21 protein-coding genes are annotated in these 20,378 nt (G+C 69.6%); 12 read left to right on the top strand and 9 right to left on the bottom strand.

The annotated features are described in order from the left end of the window. Positions 1-34 precede the first annotated feature (34 nt). From NKT36_RS04655 to NKT36_RS04665, 3 genes are all read left to right on the top strand, one after another. Entirely contained in the window at positions 35-994 is a 960-nt protein-coding gene (locus NKT36_RS04655; protein WP_327052784.1) for a DUF368 domain-containing protein, read from the top strand. Between the two features lie 123 nt (positions 995-1,117). Continuing rightward, the gene (locus NKT36_RS04660; RefSeq protein WP_327052785.1) at positions 1,118-2,179 is read left to right on the top strand and encodes a phytoene/squalene synthase family protein; all 1,062 of its coding nucleotides are present in this window, start codon (positions 1,118-1,120) and stop codon (positions 2,177-2,179) included. A 249-nt stretch (positions 2,180-2,428) separates the two neighbouring features. Then, positions 2,429-2,803, top strand: coding sequence for a CBS domain-containing protein (locus NKT36_RS04665; protein WP_327052786.1), 375 nt, complete (start codon positions 2,429-2,431; stop codon positions 2,801-2,803). Between the two features lie 90 nt (positions 2,804-2,893). Here the strand turns inward: NKT36_RS04665 and NKT36_RS04670 are convergent, their stop codons facing one another. The 3 genes from NKT36_RS04670 to NKT36_RS04680 all read right to left on the bottom strand — a co-directional run bounded on the left by NKT36_RS04670 (position 2,894) and on the right by NKT36_RS04680 (position 6,542). After that, complete coding sequence (locus NKT36_RS04670; protein ID WP_327052787.1) at positions 2,894-4,147, bottom strand: outer membrane protein assembly factor BamB family protein; 1,254 nt, start codon at positions 4,145-4,147, stop codon at positions 2,894-2,896. Positions 4,148-4,354: 207 nt separating this feature from the next. After that, the gene (locus NKT36_RS04675; RefSeq protein WP_327052788.1) at positions 4,355-5,611 is read right to left on the bottom strand and encodes a Glu/Leu/Phe/Val family dehydrogenase; all 1,257 of its coding nucleotides are present in this window, start codon (positions 5,609-5,611) and stop codon (positions 4,355-4,357) included. A gap of 82 nt (positions 5,612-5,693) precedes the next feature. Then, on the bottom strand, positions 5,694-6,542 hold the full coding sequence (locus tag NKT36_RS04680) for an HpcH/HpaI aldolase/citrate lyase family protein (RefSeq protein WP_327052789.1): 849 nt from the start codon (positions 6,540-6,542) through the stop codon (positions 5,694-5,696). A gap of 223 nt (positions 6,543-6,765) precedes the next feature. Here NKT36_RS04680 and NKT36_RS04685 point away from each other — a divergent pair, with 223 nt between their 5' ends. The 6 genes from NKT36_RS04685 to NKT36_RS04710 all read left to right on the top strand — a co-directional run bounded on the left by NKT36_RS04685 (position 6,766) and on the right by NKT36_RS04710 (position 11,843). Continuing rightward, positions 6,766-7,239, top strand: coding sequence for a YbhB/YbcL family Raf kinase inhibitor-like protein (locus NKT36_RS04685; RefSeq protein ID WP_327052790.1), 474 nt, complete (start codon positions 6,766-6,768; stop codon positions 7,237-7,239). Positions 7,240-7,316: 77 nt separating this feature from the next. Next, positions 7,317-7,640 (top strand): EthD family reductase, encoded by a 324-nt coding sequence (locus tag NKT36_RS04690; protein WP_327052791.1) that lies wholly within the window; start codon positions 7,317-7,319, stop codon positions 7,638-7,640. 188 nt (positions 7,641-7,828) lie between these two features. Next, positions 7,829-8,848, top strand: coding sequence for an NAD(P)/FAD-dependent oxidoreductase (locus NKT36_RS04695; protein ID WP_327052792.1), 1,020 nt, complete (start codon positions 7,829-7,831; stop codon positions 8,846-8,848). Positions 8,849-9,027: 179 nt separating this feature from the next. After that, the gene (locus NKT36_RS04700) at positions 9,028-9,519 is read left to right on the top strand and encodes a TspO/MBR family protein (RefSeq protein ID WP_327052793.1); all 492 of its coding nucleotides are present in this window, start codon (positions 9,028-9,030) and stop codon (positions 9,517-9,519) included. 88 nt (positions 9,520-9,607) lie between these two features. Next, positions 9,608-10,087 carry a plastocyanin/azurin family copper-binding protein gene (locus NKT36_RS04705; RefSeq protein WP_327052794.1) on the top strand — a complete coding sequence of 160 codons (480 nt, stop codon included), beginning with the start codon at positions 9,608-9,610 and terminating at the stop codon, positions 10,085-10,087. Between the two features lie 253 nt (positions 10,088-10,340). After that, entirely contained in the window at positions 10,341-11,843 is a 1,503-nt protein-coding gene (locus NKT36_RS04710; RefSeq protein ID WP_327052795.1) for a sulfite oxidase, read from the top strand. On the opposite strand, the gene NKT36_RS04715 is transcribed toward NKT36_RS04710, so the two are convergent. Then, the gene (locus NKT36_RS04715; RefSeq protein ID WP_327052796.1) at positions 11,840-12,319 is read right to left on the bottom strand and encodes an FKBP-type peptidyl-prolyl cis-trans isomerase; all 480 of its coding nucleotides are present in this window, start codon (positions 12,317-12,319) and stop codon (positions 11,840-11,842) included. The genes NKT36_RS04710 and NKT36_RS04715 overlap by 4 nt on opposite strands. 202 nt (positions 12,320-12,521) lie before the next feature. Here NKT36_RS04715 and NKT36_RS04720 point away from each other — a divergent pair, with 202 nt between their 5' ends. From NKT36_RS04720 to NKT36_RS04730, 3 genes are all read left to right on the top strand, one after another. Beyond that, on the top strand, positions 12,522-13,187 hold the full coding sequence (locus NKT36_RS04720; RefSeq protein ID WP_327052797.1) for an HD domain-containing protein: 666 nt from the start codon (positions 12,522-12,524) through the stop codon (positions 13,185-13,187). A gap of 78 nt (positions 13,188-13,265) precedes the next feature. Further along, positions 13,266-14,657 carry an adenylosuccinate lyase gene (purB, locus tag NKT36_RS04725; protein WP_327052798.1) on the top strand — a complete coding sequence of 464 codons (1,392 nt, stop codon included), beginning with the start codon at positions 13,266-13,268 and terminating at the stop codon, positions 14,655-14,657. Positions 14,658-14,700: 43 nt separating this feature from the next. Next, complete coding sequence (locus tag NKT36_RS04730; RefSeq protein WP_327052799.1) at positions 14,701-15,369, top strand: hypothetical protein; 669 nt, start codon at positions 14,701-14,703, stop codon at positions 15,367-15,369. 253 nt (positions 15,370-15,622) lie between these two features. Here NKT36_RS04730 and NKT36_RS04735 read toward each other — a convergent pair whose 3' ends face one another. Genes NKT36_RS04735 through dapB form a run of 5 tightly spaced genes read right to left on the bottom strand, consistent with a single transcriptional unit; the run spans position 15,623 to position 20,349 of the window. Beyond that, a complete protein-coding gene (locus NKT36_RS04735; RefSeq protein ID WP_327052800.1) occupies positions 15,623-16,684 on the bottom strand; it encodes a M20/M25/M40 family metallo-hydrolase in 1,062 nt (353 codons plus the stop codon). Then, a complete protein-coding gene (gene dapF / locus NKT36_RS04740; RefSeq protein WP_327052801.1) occupies positions 16,681-17,535 on the bottom strand; it encodes a diaminopimelate epimerase in 855 nt (284 codons plus the stop codon). The genes NKT36_RS04735 and dapF overlap by 4 nt, the downstream gene beginning before the upstream one ends. Further along, positions 17,532-18,794, bottom strand: a complete 1,263-nt coding sequence (gene lysA, locus NKT36_RS04745) for a diaminopimelate decarboxylase (protein ID WP_327052802.1) — start codon at positions 18,792-18,794, stop codon at positions 17,532-17,534. Before lysA ends, dapF begins: the two co-directional genes overlap by 4 nt. Then, positions 18,791-19,621: a 2,3,4,5-tetrahydropyridine-2,6-dicarboxylate N-succinyltransferase gene (locus tag NKT36_RS04750; RefSeq protein ID WP_327052803.1), complete on the bottom strand. Its 831-nt coding sequence runs from the start codon at positions 19,619-19,621 to the stop codon at positions 18,791-18,793. Before NKT36_RS04750 ends, lysA begins: the two co-directional genes overlap by 4 nt. Next, on the bottom strand, positions 19,618-20,349 hold the full coding sequence (dapB, locus tag NKT36_RS04755; RefSeq protein WP_407652231.1) for a 4-hydroxy-tetrahydrodipicolinate reductase: 732 nt from the start codon (positions 20,347-20,349) through the stop codon (positions 19,618-19,620). Before dapB ends, NKT36_RS04750 begins: the two co-directional genes overlap by 4 nt. Positions 20,350-20,378: the final 29 nt, after the last annotated feature.

Below are 20,378 nucleotides of genomic sequence, written 5' to 3' on the forward strand. Positions count from 1 at the left end.
ACGGTTTTTTGACTGGCCCGGGAACCCCGCGCCAATGCGTGCCTGGCTCTCCGTCTTCCTGAAAGGCCTGTCGATGGGCGCTGCGGACGCCGTACCGGGCGTCTCCGGCGGCACCATCGCGCTCATCACCGGCATCTACGAACGCCTCGTCTCCGGCATCGCCGCGTTCGACCCGCGGCTCCTCTCGACGCTCCCGCGGTCGTACGACGCCGACGCCCGCGCCGAGTCGTGGACGATACTGGAGGAGATGGACGTCGCGTTCCTGCTGGTGCTCGGCGCGGGCATCGCAACCGCCGTGGTGACGGTGACGGGGCTGGTGGACTACGCGGAGCAGACCGCCCCGGCGCTGATGTTCGCGTTCTTCTTCGGCCTCGTGCTGGCGTCCGCCGTCGTCCTCTACCGCAAGGTGTCGATCACGACGCCGCCGCGGATCGGCGCAGCAGTCGCCGGATTCGCGGTGGCGTTCCTCCTCGCCGGCGCGACCGAGTCGACGGCCACCGCCCCGCCGCTGGCGCTCGTGTTCGTCGGCGGCGCCATCGCCATCTGCGCGATGATACTGCCGGGCGTCTCGGGCGCACTCCTGCTGATGTTGTTCGGACTGTACACCTACCTCTCGGGGACGCTCCACGAGTTCCTCAACGCGCTGCTCGACCTGGTCGACGGCGGCACCGTCGCCGCGGTGATCGACCCCGGAACGCCGGTGGCGACGTTCATGGTCGGCGCTGTCCTCGGGTTGCTGACCATCTCGAAGGTGGTGGCGTGGGCGCTCGAACGCTACCGGTTCGTCACCCTCGCGTTCCTCGTCAGCCTGATGGTCGGCGCGCTCCGCTACCCTGCCGCGCAGGTCGTGGCGGTGCTCGACGGCACCTACGAGCACGCGGGCGTGCTCGGCGGCTGGACCGCTCCGAGCGTCGCCGCCCTCCTCGTCGCCACGCTCGTCGGCGTGCTGGCCGTGCTCGCGCTCGACCGCTACACCGACGACCTCGACTACTGACGGGCGACGACCGCGACCAGCGAACCACCGGCTGGCCGACATTATTTTCGACCGACACCGGAGTCGTTAGCCCAAGATATTTTATCCTCGCCGGCCGAAGGCTGTAGCAGTTTGGTCCCACGAATGGACGGACAAATCCCCACGACGACGTTCGACGACTCCCCGGAGGCGGACCTCGACTGGTGTCACGAGGCCGTCCAGGGCGTCTCCCGAACGTTTGCAATCACCATCGATCTGCTGGAAGCGCCCATGGCCGACGCTATCGGCGTCGGCTATCTTCTCTGCCGAGTCGCCGACACTATCGAGGACGCAGGACACATCCCACCGGACGAGCAGGCGGCCCTGCTTCGCCAGTACGCCCGCGTGCTCGACCCCGACGACGCGACGGAGGTGTCCGAGTTCCGGGCCGCCGTCGACGGGTGGATCCCCGAGGACGGCGGCGACGACTGGGACGTCGTCGACCACGCGCCGCGCGTCGTCGCGACGTTCGAGACCCAGCCCGAGTCGGTCCGCGACGCCGCCCGCCCGCCGGTGCGCGAACTCGTCGGCGGCATGGCGACGTTCGTCGACGAACACAGCGACGCCGGCGGGCTCCGCATCGGCACGGTCGACGAACTGGAGGAGTACTGCTACTACGTCGCCGGGACCGTCGGGGAGCTCGTCACGAACCTCGTCGCCCGCGACGCCGACGCGACCCGGACGGGCCGGATGCGCGAGACGGCCGAGTCGTTCGCCCTGCTCCTGCAACTCGTCAACGTCGCCAAGGACGTGTACACCGACTACCACGACGAGAACAACGTCTACCTCCCCGCCTCCTGGCTACGGGCCCACGGCGTCCCGCAGGACGAGGTCTGTGCCCCCGAGCACGCGGCGGACGTGACGGCGGTCGTCGCGCGGACGGCCGAACACGCACAGGGCTACGCCGACGACGCGCTCGCGTACCTGGAGGCGATGCCGGAGACGCGCGGCAACCGCCTCGTCGCGTGGGCCATCCCCTTCCTGCTCGCCGTGGGGACGCTCCGCGAGGTGCGCCAGCGCCCCGGCGACGCGCTGCGGCGCGAGGGCATCAAGGTCGAACGCGAGGAGGTGGGTGCCCTGCTCGCGACGTTCTCGGACGGCATCGAGCGCGACGCGCTCGCCGACCTCCGGGCGACCATCGCGGAGACGCCGTTCCACCGCGCCTGAGACCCGTCGGTCCCGAAGGGACCGCCTCTCCTATTGCGGACGGACCACTTTCTGGAATCGCGTACTACCCGTAGCGAGGGACGTATTTGCCCTCGGCCGTAGTGGTGCCCACCGACGTGCTCATCGCACGTATCGGACTCGACGAGGAGAGCCACGCTGGAGAGACGAGCACTGAACTGGGAATCCATCGGAGAGAACGAACGAGGGACCGGGGGAACATCCATAACGTTTGAATCCGTTGTGTGTCGCATGAGTTCTACCGACAGGACGACCGTCGAAGAAGTGATGTCGACGCCACTGGAGACGATCTCGAAGGACGCGACGGTGATGGACGCCGCGCAACGGATGCAAGAGGAGGACATCAGTGCGCTGGTCGTTCCGAACACGCCGCGGGCGATCGTCAGCAGTACGGACGTTCTCGAAGCCGTCGCCGACGGACGCGACACCTCGGAGCTCCAGGTGGCCGACGTGATGACGACCGGCGTCGAGACCGCCACGCCGGACCTCTACATGGAGGAGGTCGCCGCCATGATGACCACGTACGGTATCAAACACCTCCCGGTCGTGAAGGACGAGTACGTCGGGATGGTCTCCTCGACCGACGTCACTGCCCATCTCTCCTGACCGGGGCAGACAGGCTGGTCGATGCCCTCTTTGCTGTGTCCGGTAAGTAGCCGCTCTCCTCGTAGGCGTGGCATCGACGACCTCGCGTTCTCAGCCGTCTACTCCGGCCCGGAGTGCGAGCAGGCCACGGGGCCCTACGACGAACACGCGACCGGCCGCGACCACCGGTGACGATAACGCGGACGTGTGTACCGACGAACTCTGCCACAGGTCACGCTCCGGACCGAAGAGTCCACCGGCGTCCCGGCGGAACGCGAGGACGGAACTGTCCACGACGAGGACGGCGTCGTCGGTCACCACCGGGGCGGCCGTGGCCGTACCGCCTCTCCCGAGGAACGTCTGCCAGTTCGTCTCGCCGGTCGCCGCGTCGATCTCGTAGAGGTCGTCTGCGGCGACGTAGACGTCGCCGTCGGCGACCGCGGCGGCGGCGATGGTGTGGAGGTCGCGCTGCCAGCGGACCTCGCCCGCGTGGTCGACCGCGACGGTCTCCTGCCAACCGGTCTGGACGACGCCGCCGTCGTCGACGACCGGGGCGGCGTACGCCGTGTCGACGGGGACGCGCCAGCGTTCCTTTCCGGTCTCACGGTCGAGTTTCACGATCGCGTCTCGGCCGGTGACGTAGACGGCGTCCTCGACGACGGCCGGCGCGACCTGGGTCGCCGTGCGGTCACCGAGGTTGTACTCGTCGTAGACGAGGGTGTCGAGCGGTCGCCGCCAGCGTTCGGTGCCGTCGGGCGCGAGCCTGACGCACGCGGTGGCGCTCCGGACGTACGCGTCGCCGTCGACGACCGTGGCGCCGTACGTTCGCCGGCCGCCGACCGCGTGCGTGTCGACGACGTCGCCGTCGTCCAGCGAGAGCACCGTCACGAACGCCCGTTCCGAGTCCGAGCCGTTCGTCGTCCGAACGCCCCACGTCGGGACGTAGAGTCGGCCGCGGTCCGGGTCGACGGCCGGCGCTCCGGACGTCCCGTCGTCGAGCTGTCGCGACCACTGCTCGCTGCCGTCGGTCGTGACCGCGACGACCCGCTCTTCGGTGGCGAAGTACGCGACGCCGTCGTGGACGACGGGCGGCGCGTACGGCCAGCCGGCCGAGGTGAGCCACTCGTGTTCGTCGGGCTTCGGTGCGCCGCCGCCGACGGAGTTCGCGTTCGCCGGACCGTTGCCGTACTGACGCCAGTCGCCGTCGTGGAACGCCGCAGCGTCTTCACTGCTGCCGAGGACGCCGTTGCAGCCGGCGAGCGCACTCGCCGTCGCGGTCCCCGCGGTCGCGAGGAGAGCGCGACGTGACGTTCGGCGCCGAGAAGAATCGGACTGCGACGAACTGGACCGTGGCGGGGATTCCATGTCTGGAGAGTCGACAGGGGGCACGCTCCGCGGATTCGGTCGAGGACACAAGTGTTTTCTGCTTCATTGGTTCCGGCGAACGTATCATACACGACGGGCTGTCGAGTACGTCGACGAGACAGCGGCTAGCTGGTTACGGGGATATCCGCTGAATTGTGGGCACCAGGAACCGACGAGACGAGAAAAACGGATGGGCGTCGTCCGCGCTCAGGGCCAGTTGCCGCTCTCCTCGTAGGCGTCGAGGACGCGCTGGATGGCGACGACGTACGCCGCGGTGCGGAAGTTCGCGAGGTCGTGTTGCTCGTAGGCGTCGGTCAGGTCGTCGAACGCCTTGGTGATGATGGTCTCGAGTTCGTCGTTGACGCGCTGTTCGGACCAGTAGAACCGCTGGCGGTTCTGCACCCACTCGAAGTAGGAGACGGTGACGCCGCCCGCGTTGGCGAGGATGTCCGGGAAGACGTAGGTGTCGGTCTCGGCCAGCACGTCGTCGGCACCGGGCGTGAGCGGCCCGTTCGCTGCCTCGACGACGACGTCCGCGTCGACGTCCCGGGCGAGGTCGCTGTCGATGGCGTTCTCCAGGGCGGCCGGGACGAGCAGGTCGACGTCGAGCGTGAGGAGGTCCTCGTTGCTGAACTCGTCGGCGGCACCGGGGTAGTCCGCGACGCTCCCCGTCTCGTTCTTGTGGTCTTTCACGTCGCGGGGGTCGAAGCCCTCCTCGCGGTAGATGGCGCCGCTGGAGTCGCTGACGGCGACGATGTCGGCACCGAGTTCGTCGATGAGCTTCGCGGCGATCCAGCCCGCGTTCCCGTACCCCTGGACGGCGACGGACGCACCCTCCATCTCCTTGTCGAGGTAGTCGAACGCCTCGCGGGCGGTGAGCATGACGGACCGGCCGGTCGCCTCCACGCGGCCCGCGCTCCCGCCGGAGTCGATGGCCTTGCCCGTGATGACGCCGGGCGCGGTGGTGTTCTCCAGCGTCTCGTAGGTGTCCTTGATCCAGTTCATCTCCCGCTGGCCGGTGTTGACGTCCGGCGCGGGGACGTCCCTGTTCACGCCGATGAGCGGGCGGAGTTCCTTCGCGAACGAGCGGGTGACCCGTTCGAGTTCGCCCTCGCTGTACTCGTCGGGGTCGATGACGATGCCGCCCTTCCCACCGCCGTAGGGGATGTCGACGACGGCGCACTTGTACACCATCCACCCGGAGAGGGCCTTGACCTCGTCGCGGTTGACCCCGGGGTGGTAGCGGATGCCGCCCTTGTACGGGCCGCGGTCGCCGTTGAACTGCGACCGGAAGGCCCTGAACACTTCGACGGAGCCGTCGTCCATCTCGACGGAGAGGTTCGTCTCCAGCACGCGCTCTGGATGTTTGAGACGTTCGAGAACGCCCTCGGAGACGTCGACGTACGCCGCGGCGTCGTCGATCTGCTCCTGCAGGCTCTCGAACGGGTTCGCTTGCTCGGACATCGTGTGTGAATCTCACCCCCCATCGGTTAAGCATGGCGAAAGACGTATGTGGTTATATCATAGAGAGCCTGTATAAGGTGTTTTAATCCCCGGCGGCGCGGGCGTACTCGACGATGCGGCGCGCTTGCTCGACGAGCGGGGCGTCGACCATCTCGCCGTCGACGCGGAACACGCCGCGACCCTCGGCGTCCGCCTCGCGCTTCGCTTCGAGCACGCGTTCGGCCCACTCGACGCGCCCAGGTGCGGGCGTGAACGCCTCGTTGATGGGGTCGACCTGCGCCGGGTGGATTGCCATCTTCCCGTCGTAGCCGAGTTCGATGGCGAACTCGGTCTCCTCGCGCAGTCCATCGACGTCCTCGATGTCGGTGTAGACCGTGTCGATGGCGTCAACGTCCGCCGCGCTGGCGGCGAGGACGACGTGCTCGCGGGCGTACAGCACCTCGGTTCCCTCGGCCGTTCGCGTCGCGCCGACGTCGGCGGAGAGGTCCTCCGCGCCGAACACGAGCGCGTCCGTCCCGTCGGCCGCCGCGACGTCGGCCGCGTTCAGCACGCCCTGCGCGGTCTCGACCAGCGCGAGCACTGGCAGGTCACAGTCGTGCTCGTCGAGCAGGCGCGTCAGGGTCCGGACGTCGTCCGCGGTCGCCGTCTTCGGCAGCATCACCGAGTCGAGCGTCGCCGCGGCCTCGGCGACGGCGTGGAGGTCGTCGTCGGCCGCGACGCCCGTCGGGTTGACCCGCAGGCAGACCTCGCAGTCGGGGTCGAAGCCGGGGTCGGCGAGCACGTCGTGGACCGTCTCGCGCGCCTCGGGCTTGCGCTCGGGCGCGACGGCGTCCTCGAGGTCGAACACGATGACGTCCGCACCGGCGTCCGGTGCCTTCCGTAGCATCTCCGGGCGGTCGCCCGGCGTGAACAGCACGCTTCGTCGTGGCATAGGCGAGGCGACGTGCCGCGGCGGTTTAACGGTGGGCGAACCGGCTCGGCTACAACCTCTATTAGCGGCCGGGTTCAACGTCCCCAGGATGCTCGGGAGACGGGGGTTCGTGCGGGCGGGAGTCGGTCTCGTACTCGGGGGGACGGCCGGACTCGGCGGTTGCCTCGGGATGTTCGACGGGCCTGCCGACGAACAGACCACGACCACGACGACCACCAGAACCATGAGCTCGGTAGATTTTAGCACGCCAGCGTTCGCGGACGGCGCATCGATCCCGAAGAAACACACCTGCGAGGGAGCGGACCGCTCGCCGCAGCTCGACATCGGGAACGTGCCCGACGACGCGGGGTCGCTCGCCCTCGTCGTCGACGACCCGGACGCGCCGTCGGGCACGTTCACCCACTGGCTGCTCTGGGGAATCTCCCCTGACACGACGACGATTCCGGCCGGCATCCCGGGGACGGAGACGGTCGAGGAACTCGACGGGGCGAAACAGGGCGAGAACGGCTTCGGCGAGGTCGGCTACCGCGGACCCTGTCCGCCGGAGGGCGACGGCCCACACACCTACCAGTTCACGCTGTACGTCCTGGAGAAACCGCCGCGACTGGGCGCCGGCGCGTCGCGGGAACCGTTGCTGAAGGAACTGGAGGGCATCGCGATGGGGCAGACGCAGTTCACGGGGACGTTCGAACGGTAGGGCAGGCGAGCAGTCGGCTCTCGTCTTCGGCGGGTATCGATACAGCGAAGTTACCGGGGGTCCCGGGTACGGACGTCATGATAAAACTGGTCGACTTGCTGGTTCGCAAGGACGGCACGAGCCACGAGGAGTTCGTCGACTACTGGCTCGACGAGCACTCCGAACTCGCAAAGGACCTCCCGGGCCTGCAGAAGTACGTGACCTCGGTGCCGAAGGACCCCGAGAAGGCGGGGTACGACGGCGTCCTCGAACTGTACTTCGAATCCACCGCCGACCTGGGCTCGGCCTTCGACTCCGAGGTCGGCCAGCGCGTCCAGGAGGACGCCGCGGAGTTCGTCGATGTCGACGAGGGGCCGACGCTCATCGTCGAGGAGACGGTCCAGCTCGACGAACTGGAGTAACGACCGCCGCTCGCGCCGCACTCCTCCCGTCGCACTTCTCCCGTCGGCGGCCGCGCTCGAAACAGCGTTCGGACCGAGAGCCGACGCCGTGCGCCGGCGAGGGGCGCGGCCGGTTTTCTGCGGAACGGTTCCGGCCCGGACTACCGCCGTCAATCAGTTTTAATGCTACGACGGTCAATTGGAAACCGATGGCTGACGACGGTCAAGAATACGAGGTAGCTGTGGTCGGTGGGGGACCCGGCGGGCTCACCGCCGCCCTGTACACCACTCGACTCGGCCACGATACGGTGGTCGTGAACCGCGGCGGCGGTCGGGCCGCCATGATGGCAGAGACGCACAACGTCATCGGGGTCACGGAGGACGTGTCCGGGATGGAGTTCCTCCAGACGGCCCGCGAACAGGTGAAGAACTACGGAGCCGACTACGTTCGAGGGTACATCGAGACTGCCGAGCGACGCGACGACGGCCGCTTCCACCTGCACGGGGGCGACAACGACTTCGTCGCCGAGAAGGTCGTGCTCGCCACCGGTTTCACGGACGTACAACCCGACCCGCCCCTTCCGCCCACCGGACGGGGGCTTCACTACTGCGTTCACTGCGACGCCTACATGTTCGTCGACGAGTCGGTGTACGTGATGGGCGTCGGCGAGGCGGCCGCCCAGGTCGCCATGATACTGTTGAACTTCACCGACGACGTCGACCTGCTGACGCGTGGCGAGGAACCCCGGTGGAGCGACGAGACGAACCGGCAACTCCGGGCACACCCGGTCGACGTCGTCCACGAGGAGGTCGTCGGCATCGAGAAGGACGACGACGGGTGGCTGTCGGGCATCGAGTTCGAGGACGGCCGCTTCCGGGAGTACCGTGGCGGCTTCCCCATGTACGGCTCGGACTACAACGCCGAACTGGTCGAGCAACTGGGCTGTGAACGCAACGACGACGGGACCGTCGTCGTCGACGACGCGTTCGAGACCACCGTCGACGGCGTCTACGCTGTCGGCGACCTCACGCCCGGCCACAAGCAGATTCCGGTGGCGATGGGCGAAGGCGCGAACGCAGGCATCGACATCCACTACGACCTCCGGACCTTCCCGAAGTCGCTGGACGAGATCGAAGCGGAGGGCGACGTGGCGTCCGACGAGATACCGGGTATCGCCGACGAGGTCCGCGAGGCGGCTCGCGAGTTCCGCGCCACCGGTGACGACTGACCGCCTGCCGACCGACGACGCGACCACCGGCAACGTGGCGGACGAGCACACGGGAGTCGTCCCGCAGACGACCTGGATTCCTACCGGGGGCCGGGTCTGCAGGTGCGACGTCCACGATGGCACGGCCGCTGTTTCTTCGGGCCACAGAACTACGACGCCGGAGACCGTAGCAGACGGTGATGAGCACCATCACCGGTCGGGGCGGCTTCTCGCGGGACGACCTGCCAGGACTGATCGCGGCGATCGTCGTCTGCGAGCTCGCGGGCATCGTCCCGTCGCTGCTCACGGCCGACGAGGTGGCGACGTGGTACACGACCATCCAGAAACCGGCGTTCACACCACCGAGCTGGGTGTTCGGGCCGGTGTGGACGACGCTGTACCTCCTGATGGGCGTCTCGCTGTACCTCGTCTGGCGCGGCGACGACAACCGGTTCGCGCTCGGTGCCTTCGCCGTCCAGCTCGGCCTGAACGCGGCGTGGACGCTCGTCTTCTTCGGCATGCGCTGGCCGGCGGGCGGGCTCGCGGTCATCGTCGCGCTGCTGGTCGCTATCGTCACGACCGTCGCCGGCGCGTGGCGCGTCGACCGACGGGCGGCGCTGCTGCTGGTGCCGTACCTCGCGTGGGTCGCGTTCGCCACGCTCCTCAACCTCCAGATCTGGCGGCTGAACTGATTCAGACGCCATTTCTTCGGCCCGGTGGGTGCTGAACGCCGACCGAGTGCTTTTGCCCGGCGAGGGTGAACTCCGGCGGGGTGGGGAGATGAACAGACGACAGTTCCTGCGGTACGTGGGGGTGACGGGCACCGTCGTTGCGCTGGCTGGCTGTTCGGCGCCGGGGGTGACTCCGGACGAGACAACGACCGAACCAGAATTCACGGCGGGCGAGACCACCGGCACGACGACCGCCGGTGGCGACGGCGAAGTAACGGAAGTTGCGGCCGGCCCCGAAGGACGACTCCGCTACGTCCCCGAGCGGGTCGAGATCTCCACCGGCGACACCGTCCGGTGGACGTTCGAGAGCCCTGGCCACAACGTGACGACGAAACCAGGGTCGTCGGAGAAGGTCGTCATCCCGGAGGCGGCCGAACCGTTCGGGTCCTACGAGGGCGACGCCCACTACAGCATCAACGAGGTGGGGACGACCTACGAGCACACGTTCACCGTCCCGGGGGAGTACGTCTACGTGTGCGCCCCGCACGCCGGCCAGGGGATGGTCGGAACGGTGGTCGTCTCCGAGTAGCGTCGTCCCGCGTTCCGCCCTCGGCGGCGGTCGCACTCACAGCCGCGTCCCGTCGGGGCCGCTCGACGTTCTCCGCAGGAGCAGCACCGCAGTCGTTCGCAGCGGCGTGCCGTTGCGACCGTCCCGAGCGCCGTTTCGTCCTCGGTTGCAGGGGGACGTGTTTTGGAATAACATGCGCTCGGATTCGACCAACAACCGCCCAGATTCGACCCCAGACGGATGTTTAAGCGGAATCGTCTCGACGGTCCGAGGTATGTCGGGGGAGGGCAACGACACTGACACGACGAGGCGAGAGCGGTACCTGAGCCGACGGAAGTACATGATGGCGGCGGGAACGCTCGCCGGCGTCGGCGTGCTGTCGGGTAACGCGGGAGGGCAGGAGACCACGACGACGCAGGGGACCACCGCGAACGGCGGCGGCCAGCAGAGGGCACCACCCCTGGAGGAGCAGTATCCGGGGCTGCGAATCCTCTCGCCGGAACCGGAGAACGCCGAGGCGGCACAACGAGGCACGTACGAGAGCTTCATCACGCCACGGACGGAGCACTACATCCGCAACCACTATCCGACGCCGGAGATCGACGAGAGCGAGTGGACCATCTCGCTGACGGGGATGGTCGACCAGGAGGTCGAGATATCGATGGACGAGCTCAAGAACGACTACTCGACCCGGACGGTCACGCACACGATGCAGTGCTCCGGGAACGGGCGGTCGTACTTCCAGCCGCAGGTCGGGGGCAACCAGTGGACGTTCGGGGCGGTCGGCAACACCGTCTGGACCGGCGCACCCATCAACGAGGTTCTGGAACGGTACGGCGCGAACACCGACGACGACATGTGGCTCTCGGTGATGGGCGGCGACGCACCGGAGAGCGAGGACATCTTCACGCGCTCGATTCCGATGGAGAAGGTGATGAACGACTGCCTGCTGGCCTACGAGATGAACGGCCGGCCGATGAACGACGACCACGGCTTCCCGGTGCGCCTGCTCGTCCCGGGGTGGTTCGGCAACAACAACGTGAAATGGGTCGACCGGATGCACGTCATGGAGATGATGGTGTTCGGCGACGAGTGGGAGGAGGGCGACCAGCGGCTGTACACCCACTGGCAGCAGTACTCCTACCGCATCATCCCCGAGGACGAGGAGCTACAGCAGAACCGAGCTATCGAGGTGTTCGACACCCAGGAGCAGATGGACGTCCAGGAGATCGGCCAGCCGTACCTGTACGACCAGATGGTGAAGTCGATCATCGGCTATCCGAGCACGGACGCGACGATGACGCCGGGGCCTGGCGGGCAGGTCGAGGTCGTCGGCGTCGCGTGGGCGGGCGACGACAGGGTCCAGACGATCGAGGTCTCGACCAACGGGGGCGACTCCTGGAACGAGGCGGAGTTCTTCGGCCCGCAACTCGGGCCGTACGCCTGGCGGCAGTTCCGCTACGTCTGGTCGGACCCGGACCTGGGCGAGCACACGCTGTACTCCCGGGCCACCGACGAGAACGACCGCACCCAGCCCGCGACCATCTCCAGTCCGGACGAGGGGCTGCAGGGTATCACTGACGACCAGTACCCCTGGAACATCGACGGCTACGGCGCGACGGCCTACGAACCGCTCGGCGTGACCGTGACGGTCCAGCGCGGGGGCGACGGCGACGGCACGACGACCGGAGAGACGACGGGCGAGGGTCAGACCACGAGCGGGACGACTCCGACCGATGGGATGACCGGAACGACCACGACGGACGGCGGGAGCTAGTCCCGCGACTCCTCGCCGCCGTGGGCCTCAAGCACGCGGATCTCTAGCTCCACGGGCTCACCCGCGAGTTCGTGGTTGAAGTCCACCGTCACCGTCTCCTCGCCCACGTCGACGATCCAGCCGGTCTGTCCCGCGTCGCTGCGGACGAGGTCGCCCTCCTCCGCGGTCTCGCCGCTACGCTCCTCCAGCTCGTCGCGCGACATCTCGACGACCTTCTCCTCGCTGTACTCGCCGAAGGCCTCCTCGGGGTCGAGTTCGACGGTCCGCTCCTCACCCACGTCCATCGACTGTACCGCCTCGTCGAACCCGTCGATGACCGTCTCCTCGCCCACGCGGAACTCCAGGGGCCTGTAGTCGCGGTCGTCGTGGTAGATGCCCGCGTCCATCGCGACGTCCACGTCGGTCGTGTCGAACACCGACCCGTCCGAGAGTCGGCCGACGTAGTGGACCACCGCGACGCGGCCTGGTTCGACCATACCCCCGACACGACGGCGAGCGTCTTCAGTTCTCGGGCGGCCCGTCGGTGGGTCCAGGACATGCTGTGCAGGGCTCGAACGGTTGGGCTGGCGAACGCCCTGAACCGGCGGCTTCCACGGACGCTCGACCGGACGGCGCGCTCCGCCCTCCGGGCCGACGACTCCACAACCACTATCTTGTCCGGGAGTTGACCCGTTCTCCATGGCGCAGGAACTTGGTCCCCTCGCTCGAACGCTGTCGCTACCGTACTACGACGCCGCCCTCCCGGCGCACGACCGCTTCCACGCCGAGCGCGTCCGCGACCTGGCGGTTCGTCTCGCGGGCGAGTGCGAGCGAAGCGTCGATGAGGACGTCCTCACTGCGGCGGCCTGGCTCCACGACGTCGGTCGACCGCTGGAACGGTCGGGTGAGATCGACGACCACGACGAATGGGGCGCAGAAGAGGCCGAAGAGCTCCTCGCGACCGAAGGGGTGCCGGCCGACCGGGTCGACGCCGTCACCGACTGCATCCGGACGCACAGCATCCGGGCGAGCTCCCCGGAGCCGGAGACGATCGAGGCGAAGCTCCTCTTCGACGCGGACAAGCTGGACGCTGCCGGCGCGCGCGGTATCGTCCGCATGGCCTGCATCGTCGGCGAGCGGTCCGGACGGGCGGGCGAAAAGTACGCGGTTATCGACGACGCGTCTGCCCACGGAACCGCGACGTCGGACCTCCCGGACGTCGCGTTGCTCCGGGAGTGGTCGAGGGAGCGCCTGGACGCGCTGTACACGTCGCCCGGACGTCGTCTCGGAGAGTCCCGGTGGCGGTTCATGGAGGAGTTCTTCGCCCGGTTCGAGAGCGAGATCGGGGTCGGAGCGGAGCAGTAGCTCGCTTCGGACGCGACCCGCGCGGCCGTCGACGGGGGATTCGACATTCTTTTGCACGCGCCTCGGGGAGTGTCGGGCATGACAGCAGACACGTTCGGGCCGCTGTACGCCGTCTCGCCGCTCGACGGCCGGTACGCCGGCCGGACCGCACCGCTGCGCGAGTACGCCAGCGAGGCCGCGCTCATGCGCGCTCGCGTGCGCGTCGAGGTCGAGTATCTCGTCGCGCTCGCCGACCTCGACGCGACGCCGCTTTCACTCGACACCGACGAGCGCGACACGCTGCGTGCGCTCTACGAGGAGTTCGACGAGGACGACGCCCAGGTCGTCAAGGCGCTGGAGACGGAGGGGTACGCCGGCTACGCCGCGACCAACCACGACGTGAAAGCGGTGGAGTACTTCATCCGCTACGCCGCCCCCGACGACCTGGAGCGCATCACCCCGTGGATCCACTTCGCGCTGACGAGCGAGGACGTGAACAACCTCGCCCATCGACTGCTCGTCGGGCCCGCCGTCGAGGACGTGTTGCTGCCCGAGCTGGCGACCGTGCGCGACGAACTCGTCGACATGGCCCACGAGTACGGCGACGTCCCGATGCTCGCGCGCACCCACGGCCAGCCCGCGACGCCGACGACGTTCGGCAAGGAGATGGCCGTCTACGCCGCCCGCGTCGGCCGCGCGATGGGGCGCATCGAGCGCGCCGCAGAGTCGCTCTCCGGAAAGCTGGCTGGCGCGAGCGGCACCTTCGCCGCCCACGTCGCCGCCTACCCGGACGTCGACTGGCGGGCGTTCTCCCGCGAGTTCGTGACCGGCCTCGGCCTCGAGCACACCGAACTCACCACGCAGGTCAACCCGTGCGACGACCTCGCCGCCCTGTTCGACGCGCTGCGCGGCGTCAACAACGCCTTACTCGACCTCGACCGCGACATGTGGCTCTACGTCAGCGACCGCTACCTCGGCCAGGAGGCGACCGAGGGCGAGACGGGGTCGTCGACGATGCCCCACAAGGTCAACCCCATCGACTTCGAGAACAGCGAAGGCAACCTCTCGAAGGCCAACTCCGACCTCACCTTCCTCGCGGACTACGTCACCACCTCCCGCCTGCAGCGCGACCTCTCGGACTCGACGGTGAAGCGCAACGTCGGCTCTGCGTTCGCCTACTGCCTGCTCGGCTACGTCAAGACGCAGGCCGGCCTCGGGAAGGTCGTCCCCAACGAGGCGGTCATGCGCGAGGAACTCGACGCCACGCCCGAGATCATCGGCGAAGCGGTCCAGACCATCCTCCGCCGCGAGGGACACGGCGACGCCTACGAACGCGTCAAGGACCTCACCCGCGGCCAGCGCGTCACCCTCGACGACTTCCAGGCCCTCTTCGACGACCTCGACGTGAGCGAGGACGTGCGCGCCGAACTCAAGGCGCTCACGCCCACGGGGTACACCGGCGTCGCCGCCGACCTGGCGGACACGAACTAGCGCCGACACTTCCTTTTTGTCTGCTGCCGTCGTCCACGGCCCCATGGGGGACTCGAAGTTCCAGGGGGTACGACGTCCAGCACTGCTCGCCGCCGCGGCGGCGACGTACTGGTTCCTCGTCCGCCGGTGGCACCTGCGGTGGGGGACGGACGGCGACGAGGCGACGCGGTACCTGCCCGGCGACGCCATCATCCCGGAGCCGGCGACCGAGGCGACCCACGCCGTCACCGTGGACGCACCGCCGGCCGACGTCTGGCCGTGGCTGGTCCAGATGGGGCAGGACCGCGGCGGCTTCTACAGCTACGAGGCGCTGGAGAACCTCGTCGGCGCCGACATCCACAACGTCGACCGCGTCGTCCCGGAGTGGCAGGAGCGCGAGGTGGGCGACACCGTCCGCCTGGCCCCGCCGGACTACCCGGTCGACAACCCCGACTCCCGGCCGACGGTCGCCGTCGTCGAACCCGAGCGCGCGCTCGTGCTCCGGTCGCCCGTCGACCCGCCGAACTACACCTGGGCGTTCGTCCTCGACCCGGCCGACGGCGCAACCCGACTCGTCGTCCGGTTCCGCACCCGCGAGCAGGAAAGCCTGGGGTCGACGCTCGCGGAGTACCTGTTCTGGGAACCGGCCCACTTCGTCATGGAGCGCAAGATGCTGCTGGGAATCAAGGAGCGGGTCGAATCGTCGGACGGGGAACGGGAGCCGCAGGCGTGAACTGACGGCGAGGGGGCTGGTCGTCGCAGCGGTCCCCGTGCTGAGGTTCAAGTAGGAGAACGAGACCACGGAACGACGTGCTCGCCGACTGGTTTGCCGTCCTCGTCGCGTTCGTCGCGTCCGCAAGCGTTCCGACCGACGTCAGAACGCGGCACCGCCGGCGGACAGACTCCCGGTCCACACGACGGAGGTCCGCCGGTGAGAGTCCGACGGCTCGAACGCTCGACCGGCCACCCCCTGAATGAAGCGACGCTCACTCGACGAGGGTCCGTAGCGTCTCCTCGACCGCCCCAGCGGCTGTTTCGACCTCGTCCACGCGCACGTACTCCCGCGGCGCGTGCGCGACGGCACCGTCGTCGTCGGCCAGGTACCCGGGCCCGAACACCACCGTCGGGGCGTCCGCGGCGAAGTACGACGCTTCGGTCGCAGCGGTGAACGGGCGCACCTCACCGCCGTTTGCCTCGAGGAGCGCCTCCACGAGCGGGTCGTCCGCGTCCGTCTCGAACGGGCCGAGGAACGGCGTGTCGCGGTCGGTGAGGTCGACCGCGACCGCCACGTCGTCCGGCGCGGCGGCGCGCAGATGCGTCTCCAGCCCGGCTCGGAACTCCTCGGCACCCTCCGGCGGCACGCTCCGGCGGTCGACGACGAACGACGCCGAGGCGGGCACCTGGTTGGTCGCCGTGCCACCCTCCACCGTCGTCGGCGTCAGGGTTGCTGGCCCGAGCGCCGGATGCGGTTCGTCGTCGTCGAACGAGTCGAGCGCGTCGAGGACGGGCGCGAGCGCGCGGACGGCGTTGACGCCCTCCTCGGGGCTCGCGGCGTGAGCGTTCGCGCCGGACAGCGAGACGGTCGCCTGGAAGCGCCCCTTCGCGGCGTTGCAGACGTCGAGACCGGTCGGTTCGCCGACGACGACGGCGTCGGCAGCGAGGTCGAGGGCGTCGGCCCCCGTCGAGAGCGTCTCCTCGTCGGGGGTGACGGCGAGCGTCACCTTCCCTTCCGTGGGGTCGACGGCGAGGAAGGCGGCGAGGAGTGCCGCGAGCGGTCCCTTGGCGTCGCAGGACCCGCGTCCGCGGATCACGTCGCCGTCGCGCTCGAACGGGACGTGCGGCGGGACGGTGTCGATATGCGTGTTCAAGACGACGTGGGGGCGGCCGGACCCCCGGGTGGCGAGGACGTTGCCGGCGTCGTCGACCGTCGCGTCGTGGCCGTGGTCGGCCAGGGTCTCGACCAGCAGTTCCCGCATCGGTCCGACCGCCTCGTGGGAGGGCGTCCGGACCGCGTCTTCGAGGAAGCTGATGGGGTCGAAACCGGTCATGCCTCCGAGTCCATCCGGCCGGGCGACGGCGCGTCGATCTCGTCCTCGAACTCCCGGACGACGGGGCCGGAGAGGGTGGCGACGTCGCCGTCGAACGTGACTGCCAGGTCACCGCCGGGCGGCGAGACGGCGACGCTGGCGGCGTCGGTCAGTCCGAGTCGGCGGGCGACGGCGGCCACGGCGACGGCACCGGTGCCACAGGAGTCGGTCTCGCCCTCGACGCCGCGCTCGAAGGTGCGCTGGTCGAACGCGGCGTCGCCGGCCCGCGACGCGAAGGTGACGTTCGCGCCCTCGGGGAAGACGTCCGCGTGCCGGATTTCGGGAGCATCCTGTTCGACAGTGACGTCGTCGACGTCGTCGACGAACGCGACGGCGTGGGGGACGCCCGTGTTCACCGCCGTCACGACGTGGTCGCCGACGCGCTCCTCGACGAGGGGTTCGTCGCGGGCCAGCGGGACGTCGGCGGGCGCGAACGACGGCGCGCCCATCTCGACGGCCGCCTCGCTCTCGACCGCCTGGCCGTCGTCGACGGTCGCGTGTCGCGTGCCGGCCAGCGTGTCGATCATCACCTCGTCGGCGCCGGTGCGGTTGGCGGCCCAGTGGGCGGTACAGCGCGCTCCGTTGCCGCACATCGCGGCGGTGCTGCCGTCAGGCTGGACGAGCGTCATGACGACGCGCGGGGGGCTGTACGCCGGTTCGAGCGCGAGGAAGAGCACGCCGTCGGCGCCGACGCCGCGCTGGCGGTCGCAGACCGAGCGGGCGAAGGCGTAGCGGTCCTCGACCGTGGTGGCGGCGTCCACGACGACGAAGTCGTTGCCGGTGCCGTGGTACTTCTCGAAGGGGACGCTCACGCCCAGGTCACCTCCCGTTCGACCGCGACAACGTCCGCGACGGTCTCGCGCCGTCGGGCGACCGCCGACCGGTCGCCATCGACGACGACCGACGCCGGTCGGGGCCGCGAGTTGTAGTGGTTCGCCATCTCGTAGCCGTACGCGCCGGCGTTACCGACCGCGAGCAGGTCGCCCCGCTCGGGCGCTGGCAGCGCGTGCTCGCCGAAGGTGTCGGCGCTCTCGCAGATTGGGCCGGCCACGGTCGCCTCGACGACGGGCGCATCGCCGGCGTCGGCCGCATCGCCAGCCGCCTCGACGCGGCGGACCTGGTGGGTGGCGTCGTACATCGCCGGGCGGGCGAGGGCCGTCATCCCCGCGTCGACGCCGACGACGGTCGTTTCGGGCGTCTCCTTGACGGTGTTCACCCGCGTCAGGAGGACGCCCGCGTCGGCGACGAGGTAGCGCCCGGGTTCGACGACGAGGTCGGCGTCGACCGCGCCGAGCGCCGAGCGCGTCGCGTCGGCGACGGCGTCGAGGTCGAGCGGCGGTTCGTCGGGGGCGTAGGGGACGCCGAACCCGCCGCCGACGTCGACGAACTCCAGGTCGACCGGCGCGTCGCGTGCGAGGTCGCCCATCCGCGCGACGAGTTCGCGGTGGGCCGAGAGATCGTCGCCGGAGATGCCGCTGCCGGCGTGGGCGTGGACGCCGACGACGTCGAACCGGTCGGCGGCCGCCCCGAGCAGAGCCGCCGCGCGGTCGTCGGGGACGCCGAACTTCGCGTCGGCACCGGTCCGGACCTTCTCGTGGTGGCCCGCGCCGACGCCGGGGTTGACCCGCAGGCAGACCCGACCGTCGTAGCCGCGCTCCGCGAGGCGGTCGAGGGTGTCCTCAGCGCCGACGGTGATGGTGAGGGCGGGATGGTCGACGGCGAGTTCGACCGCGCGGTCGAGGTCGGCGGCGGGCGGGTTGACGGCGGTGTAGTGGACGCGCTGGCCGTCGAACCCGGCGTCGAACGCCCGCTGGAGTTCGCCGGCGGAGGCGCACTCGACGCCGGCGCCCTCCTCGGCGAGCGTCCGCAGCGCGGGACGGACGGTGTTGGCCTTCGCCGCGTAGTGGACGTTCGCGTCCGGGAACGCCGCGGCGAACCGGCGGTAGTTCGCGCGGACGCGGTCGAGGTCGAGGACGTACAGCGGCGTGTCGTGCTCGGCCGCCAGCGCGTCGAGGCGGGCGTCGTCCCAGTCGGCGAGTCGACGTACCGGCGGGTTCTGCCCTGCGCTCATCGCAGCGCCTCCTCGCGCTCGACCTCGTCGAGGGTCCCCGCCTCGACGTCCATCGCGACGACGGCGGGCTTGTAGGCCCCGCCCTCGAAGAGGTCGTGGTCGCTCACGCTCGACTCGACGAAGCGAGTGAACGCCCGGCGGTTCGGCGGGAGGTGGCCGTAGACTATCTCCTCCTCGACGAGGTCGTAGACGGGGATGCGGGGCGTGAGCAGCGTGTTCTCCGCGACGACGCTGCCCTCGCCGACGACGAAGCCGGAGGTGATCCGGCAGCCGGCGCCGATGGAGACGTCGTCCTCGACGACGACCGGCGTGCTCTCGACCGGTTCGAGGACGCCGCCGATCAGGGCGTTCGCGCCCAGCTTGACGTTCGCGCCGATCTGGGCGCACGAACCGACCGTGTCGCAGGAGTCGACGAGCGTGCCGTCGCCGACGTACGCGCCGACGTTGACGAAGCTCGGGCTCATCACGATGCAGTCGCTGCCGACGTGGGCACCCCGCCGGAGGACGGTCCCGTCCGGCGTGTTCCGGGTGTTGCGTCCCGGCAGGTCGTCCGTGCGGCGCAGCGGAAGCACGTCGTGGTAGGTGACGTCGCCGTACTCGCGCCCCTCGATGTCGCGCAGGCCGAAGTTCAGCAAGATTCCCTGCTTCACCCACTCGTTGGCCTCCCACTCGCCGTCGCTGGGTTCGGCCGCGCGCACCTCGCCCGCCTCCAGCGCGTCGAGGAACGCGTCGAGCGCGTCGTAGACGTCCTGGCTCGCGTTGTCGGCAGTGAGGTCACCGTCGTCGTAGCGCCGCCAGAGGTCCCGTACTTCGCTCTCGACGCTCATGCGGCGACCACCTCCTCGAAGTCGTACCAGCCGGCGTCGCGGGCGGCCAGCCACACCGCCGCGTCGAGCGCGCCCTCGGCGAAGACGGCGCGGCTCCGCGCGCGGTGGGTCAACCGCAGTTCCTCGTCGCCGCCGGCCAGGAGCACCTCGTGCTCGCCGCGGACGTTCCCGGCGCGTCGCGCGTGGATGCCGATCTCTCCCTCCGTGCGGGGCGCGTCGCCCTCGCGGCCGTGGACGCGCTCGCCGTTCGCTTCTCGGACTGACTCGACGTGGTCGACGACGGTGAGCGCAGTGCCGCTCGGCGCGTCACGCTTGCCGTGGTGGTGGGTCTCGGTCACCTCCACGTCGTAGCCCGGGAGGTCGTCGACGGCGGCCGCGACCGCGTCCAGCAGCGCCTGGACGCCGCGCGAGAAGTTGCTCGCGACGAGGACGGGGACGTCGTCGCTGGCGGTGCGCAGCGCGGCCTCGCCGTCCTCGTCGAAGCCCGTCGTCCCGACGACGGCGGCGACGCCGGCCTCGGCGCAGGCGGCGACGTAGTCGCGGCTGCTCTCCGGGCCGGAGAAGTCGACGACCACGTCGGGGTGGTACTCGCGGAGTGCGTCGGCGAACTCGGCCGCGGCTTCGAGCGGCACGCCGAGGTCCGCGTCGGGTGCCGGGTTACGGTTCACGCCGGCGACGACCGACACGTCGGCGCGGTCGGCCGCAGCGTCGACGACGGTCCGGCCCATCCGTCCCGTCGCGCCGGTGACGAGGACGC

Source organism: Halomicrococcus gelatinilyticus, from assembly GCA_024227995.1.
Taxonomy (GTDB): Archaea; Halobacteriota; Halobacteria; order Halobacteriales; family Haladaptataceae; genus Halomicrococcus; species Halomicrococcus gelatinilyticus.